General features: G+C 57.6%; 4 protein-coding genes. All 4 read right to left on the bottom strand.

Translation table 11 applies throughout. From position 1 onward, the window contains the following. A partial coding sequence (locus tag GX147_06100) for a hypothetical protein (GenBank protein NLN60265.1) occupies window positions 1–1,558 on the bottom strand: 1,558 nt, incomplete at its 3' end. A 125-nt stretch (window positions 1,559–1,683) separates the two neighbouring features. Next, window positions 1,684–2,415 carry a hypothetical protein gene (locus GX147_06105; GenBank protein ID NLN60266.1) on the bottom strand — a complete coding sequence of 244 codons (732 nt, stop codon included), beginning with the start codon at window positions 2,413–2,415 and terminating at the stop codon, window positions 1,684–1,686. A 107-nt stretch (window positions 2,416–2,522) separates the two neighbouring features. After that, the gene (locus tag GX147_06110) at window positions 2,523–3,575 is read right to left on the bottom strand and encodes an ABC transporter ATP-binding protein (GenBank protein NLN60267.1); all 1,053 of its coding nucleotides are present in this window, start codon (window positions 3,573–3,575) and stop codon (window positions 2,523–2,525) included. Beyond that, window positions 3,572–4,249, bottom strand: a complete 678-nt coding sequence (locus GX147_06115; protein NLN60268.1) for an ABC transporter permease subunit — start codon at window positions 4,247–4,249, stop codon at window positions 3,572–3,574. The genes GX147_06110 and GX147_06115 overlap by 4 nt, the downstream gene beginning before the upstream one ends. Window positions 4,250–4,383 lie beyond the last annotated feature (134 nt).

Consider the following 4,383-nt stretch of genomic DNA (forward strand, 5'->3'; position numbering starts at 1 on the left):
ACGTTTCGGCCACACTGATCCCGGCCAGGGCCAGGAGCTGCTTGGTCTCCACTTCGCCAACGAAAACGGCACCTCCGGCTTGAAAATCGGCAACACCCCGGATAAGTTCTTGGGGCAGCCTGGTCGCCGGAACATCCTCCTCATGAACCCGCCGCCCCATAACCCCATAGCGGTAAAGATTCAAAAGGGCTTTGGCGGCGCGTTCTGGAGTCGGATACACCGGAATGCCGGAGTTCTCCCAGGGTTTGAATTCTTCCTCCCTGGTTACGGGGGCGCCCCAGAGCATGACCAGGGTCTTATCCGATCCTTCAAATTCCCGTTTGAACGCCTCGATCGGAAAGTAGAGCGGGTGCCCCTCCTGACCGGCGAGCAAGGAGACGCACACCGTAAGGACAGCGTCGATATTCGGGTCTTTCGTCAGAACTTCCACGACGTCCAGATAGGCACGGCGCTCCATACCGGAGGTAGCAAGATCGACGGGATTGTCCGGGGAAATGAAAGGAGGGAATGTTTTCTTCATTGCCAGGGCCGCTCTGGTTTCTTCCTGGAGAGGGACAACATCCATGCCTCCCTGTTCCAGGATGTCCGCCGCGACAATGGCGGGACCCGCTGTGTGGGTGACCAGGGCCACACGGTTTCCGCCGGGGGGCTTCGCGAGAGACAGGCACTTCACCGTATCGCTCAGCTCCTGAAGGCTGCTCACCTCGATCAAACCGGCCTGACGGAACATCCCCCGGTAGATGGCGCTCGAGGCGGCCATGCTGCCCGTATGGGATATGGAACTCCGCTGCCCCGCCCTGGATTGTCCGGCGTGGAAAATCACAACGGGTTTTTTCCCCGCACAGCGGCCCGCAGCCTGATAAAAGGCCCGCCCATCCTCCAGCCCCTCAAGATAGACGGCCACCACATCGGTTGCCCGATCGTCGGCGCAAAAATTCAGCATGTCCGAAAAATCCACATTCATCCGATTCCCGACACTCACCAAAGTCCCCATGGCAAGGCGGTCCTCTATGAACTGCCCGGCAATCAAGGCCCCCACCCCGCCGCTCTGGCTGATGACGGTAATTTTTCCCGACGAGGGAAATTCTTCTGACAGGTAGGGTAAAAACGTGGCGTTGACGCCGTCCGGGCCCCGGAAAAAACCCAGGGTGTTGGGCCCGATGATCGGTATTCCCGCCGCCTCAGACAATCGATACAGTGCTTCCTGTCGTGTTTCTCCCTCCCGGCCGGTTTCCCGGTATCCCGCCGTGAAAATCACCGCCCCCCGGCATCCCTTGCCGATAGCGGCTCGCAGGGCCTCCAAAATGTCCTGTTGACGAATCACGAAAAGAAAGAGATCAACGTTCCTGTCCGGAATGGCCTCAATGGTTGGGTACGCGGGGCATCCCCCTATTTCCTTCGCCCCCCCGGCGTGCACGGGATAGACTTTTTCCACCCGGGAGAGAAGGGCCGACCGCAGGACGAGGTGACCGATCTTGATGGGGTCCGTTGAAGCGCCGATGACGGCAATCGAACGGGGGTTGAAAAGTCGTTGAATTTTTTCCGTCTGTGATTCCATGTTTCATTCCTCCCCCTGTACACGGCTGGTCCACGAATCCTCCGGCACCCAACCCAATGAGCCAGGGTTATCCGATGAAAAGATGGGCCCTTTTTACCGGCGGTTTCAACTTGAAAAAATCGTGATCAGCTTTCAGGCCTCTTTTCAGCCGTCAGAATTTCAAGATAAAACCAGTCCGGGGCGCCCGTCTGCGGCAAAACGTTTTTCGTGGGATGACGGTGCACCCGGTAGCCGGACGGAACCAGACGTTGTGTATAATCGTCGAACCGCTTCCTCTCCTGGGAAACACCGGTACGCATCGTTTCACCGCTCCGGTAGGGCAGGATCGCCAGATTCATGCCCAAACGGATGGCCAGATCGACGAGATCCCCCTCTCCGCTCCCCGGCGGACGGCCCCTCTCCCGATCGCAGCAAAAAGCGGCGGTCGCCATGAGCGTCGTCCCGCAAAGGGACGGGCCCTCCCTCCTCAGATAGGAAAAGAGATCTTCCCGAACCTGAGTCAGCGATAAGCCCAGTTTTTCCGCGATAACCCTCCCAACCGCCAAACCATCGTCATCCATATCCACACAAATCCCCTCCGTACCGAAACATTTCACCATCGTCAATGTGGGCAGACCGTAACCGGAACAGACCTCCACCGTCTTCTCCGGATTCAGGGCCCGGTAAACGATCTGTCCGAAATAAACCGTTTCGCTCAGATGGATCTGCGCAGCATGGAGTCTCGCCCGACGGCTGCCCTTCCCGGTCCGGCCTTTCGGAAAGGGGGAATGGTCCGTGATCATGTCCAGGATGCGCTTTGTATGCTCTCCGAACAGTTCCCCCGGGGTCAGGATGGACGAAAGATCGAATGATTCCATCTTCTTTTACTCCCTGTGTTCTGCCGACGCGGCAAAGGATCTTCTCCCATTACCATTGTCTGGTTACCCTGACAATCGGGAAAGCGCCACAACAATCGGAGGGTCTTCTATACGATCCGGATACCCCGAATCTTCATAATCAGATGAACATCCTGTCCCACAGTGATGGCCATCTCCTCGAGGGCCGCCCTGGGCATCTCGGCCAAGAGGATATTGTCCCCCACCTTGACCTTCAGGCGCGCGAGGGATGAGAAGGGCCTGATATCCATGACGACACCCTGGAATCGGTTCAAAGAGGGGCCGGGCGGGTTGATGGCGGAAACGTAGATATCCCGGGGGAACAGGGCGATCTTTCGGACCTCCCTGCCCTCATTGGGCAAAATGATGGGCATCCGTCCGCAAACCGCTTCGATCAGACCATGGCCCAGGTCATTGCACCGCTCACAGGTCAGGATGTTGGGCGCACCGATGAAATTGGAAACCGTTTCGTTGCAGGGGGCGAGAAAGATCTCTTCCCGGGCTCCCACCTGTTCCAGGTTCCCGCCGTCGATAATGGCAATGCGGTCAGCCAGCTCTTCCGCCTCCATGAGGTTATGGGTCACGTGAATCGTCGTAATCCCCAGTTCCTCATGAAAACGCCGCAGTTCGAGACGCAGATACTTGGCGGTACTCACGTCGAGGCTGCTCAAAGGTTCGTCCAGCAGCAAAATTCTCGGAGATGTCGCCAGGGCCCGGGCAAGTGAAACCCGCTGTTTTTCTCCGCCGCTCAGGTTCCCGACTTGCCGGTCCAGCAGCTGGGCAATACCGAGCATATGGGCCAGACGGCGGACGATTCGCTCCGATTCGGATGAAGGTTGTCCGCTTTTTTTCAATCCGAAGCGGATATTTTCACGGACATTCAGAAAAGGAAAGAGGGCGTAGTCCTGGGGCACGTAGGCAATCCGTCGTTGCTCCGGCGGCATCTGCGTTGCGTTTTCGCCGTTGATGAAAATTTCTCCCCGGCGGATTCGGCAAAGGCCCGCGATGGCCTCGAGAATCACCGTTTTGCCCGCCCCGGTGGGACCGAGGATGACGAAGTACTCCCCATCCCGAATGCGCAGGTTAAAATTCCGGAGGGTGAATTTGCCCAGTCGAACGACCATGTCTCGGATTTCGATCACAGGGAGTAAGGCCTCGCGCCGATTTTTCGTATGAGCAGAAGGGCCGTGACGGCAATCGCCACCAAAGTGATGATCACGGCTATCGCCTTTTCGATATCCGCCGTGGAAAGACTCAAAAAAATCATCACCGGCAGGGTCCCTGTTTTGGACTTCATGGCGCCCGCGAGGGTAATGGTCGCCCCGAATTCCCCGATCGCTCTCGCCCATGTGAGGACGCATGACGCGATCAAACCGTTTCTGGCCATGGGAAGGGTGACCCGGAAGAAGACGGCAAGCCTGCCGCAACCCAAAGTACGACCAACCTGTTCGTAGCGTGGATCGATGCCGTCAAAGGCGGTTTTCATCAGGCGCACCGTCAGGGCGCTGATCACGGTAAACTGGGCCAGAACGATCCCCGGCACTTCGAAGACAAAGCGCATGAAGTACTTTTCAATGCCCATGCCCACGGGATTATTGAAGAAAACAAGCAACGCCGCGCCCAGGGCCACGGGGGAAACGACAATGGGCAGGTCGAGAATCGTGTCAACAACGGATTTTCCACGGAAATCCGCCTGGGAAATCGCATACGCCGCGGGAATACCGATCAGAACGGAAAAAAAAGTGGCAATGGTGGCGGTAACGACACTCAGACGAATCGCACCGAAAATCTCCCGGGAGAACAGGGTTCTGACCATCGTCCCCCAATCCGTGTAGGTGAAAAGGGAAAGCAGGATACCCACAAGAAAAAGGCACAGCAGAGCCAGAGCGCCAAACGTGGCGGCCCGGAACACCCCCCCGCCTCCAACGCCTTTATAAACCCGTGATGCAT

The organism is Deltaproteobacteria bacterium, from assembly GCA_012522415.1.
Taxonomy (GTDB): Bacteria; Desulfobacterota; Syntrophia; order Syntrophales; family JAAYKM01; genus JAAYKM01.

Excerpts from the sequence above, each read along its gene's own strand:
- GX147_06115 (NLN60268.1), bottom strand. The coding sequence starts at position 4,249 with ATGGTCAGAACCCTGTTCTCCCGGGAGATTTTCGGTGCGATTCGTCTG.
- GX147_06105 (NLN60266.1), bottom strand. The coding sequence starts at position 2,415 with ATGGAATCATTCGATCTTTCGTCCATCCTGACCCCGGGGGAACTGTTC.